Source organism: Microbacterium indicum DSM 19969, assembly GCF_000422385.1.
GTDB classification, from domain to species: Bacteria; Actinomycetota; Actinomycetes; order Actinomycetales; family Microbacteriaceae; genus Microbacterium; species Microbacterium indicum.
In genome coordinates this window covers 1-1,004 of record NZ_AULR01000030.1, presented here as the reverse complement: position 1 = coordinate 1,004, position 1,004 = coordinate 1, and the positions used below count along the sequence as shown (strand labels likewise).

Genomic DNA, 1,004 nt, shown 5'->3' with positions numbered 1-1,004 from the left:
TGCTGTGAAAACTGGAGGCTCAACCTCCAGCCTGCAGTGGGTACGGGCAGACTAGAGTGCGGTAGGGGAGATTGGAATTCCTGGTGTAGCGGTGGAATGCGCAGATATCAGGAGGAACACCGATGGCGAAGGCAGATCTCTGGGCCGTAACTGACGCTGAGGAGCGAAAGAGTGGGGAGCAAACAGGCTTAGATACCCTGGTAGTCCACTCCGTAAACGTTGGGAACTAGTTGTGGGGGCCTTTCCACGGTCTCCGTGACGCAGCTAACGCATTAAGTTCCCCGCCTGGGGAGTACGGCCGCAAGGCTAAAACTCAAAGGAATTGACGGGGACCCGCACAAGCGGCGGAGCATGCGGATTAATTCGATGCAACGCGAAGAACCTTACCAAGGCTTGACATATACAGGTAACGGCCAGAGATGGTCGCCCCCTTGTGGTCTGTATACAGGTGGTGCATGGTTGTCGTCAGCTCGTGTCGTGAGATGTTGGGTTAAGTCCCGCAACGAGCGCAACCCTCGTTCTATGTTGCCAGCACGTTATGGTGGGAACTCATGGAATACTGCCGGGGTCAACTCGGAGGAAGGTGGGGATGACGTCAAATCATCATGCCCCTTATGTCTTGGGCTTCACGCATGCTACAATGGCCGGTACAAAGGGCTGCGATACCGTAAGGTGGAGCGAATCCCAAAAAGCCGGTCCCAGTTCGGATTGAGGTCTGCAACTCGACCTCATGAAGTCGGAGTCGCTAGTAATCGCAGATCAGCAACGCTGCGGTGAATACGTTCCCGGGTCTTGTACACACCGCCCGTCAAGTCATGAAAGTCGGTAACACCTGAAGCCGGTGGCCTAACCCTTGTGGAGGGAGCTGTCGAAGGTGGGATCGGTAATTAGGACTAAGTCGTAACAAGGTAGCCGTACCGGAAGGTGCGGCTGGATCACCTCCTTTCTAAGGAGCATCTGAGTTCTTCGGAACTCCAGAGCCCGTACCTCACCGAATGTGTGAG

1 rRNA gene is annotated in these 1,004 nt (G+C 55.2%); it reads left to right on the top strand.

The annotated features are described in order from the left end of the window. Nucleotides 1-946, top strand: a 16S ribosomal RNA gene (locus H576_RS0112340); the annotation flags it as partial. Between the last annotated feature and the right edge of the window lie 58 nt (nucleotides 947-1,004).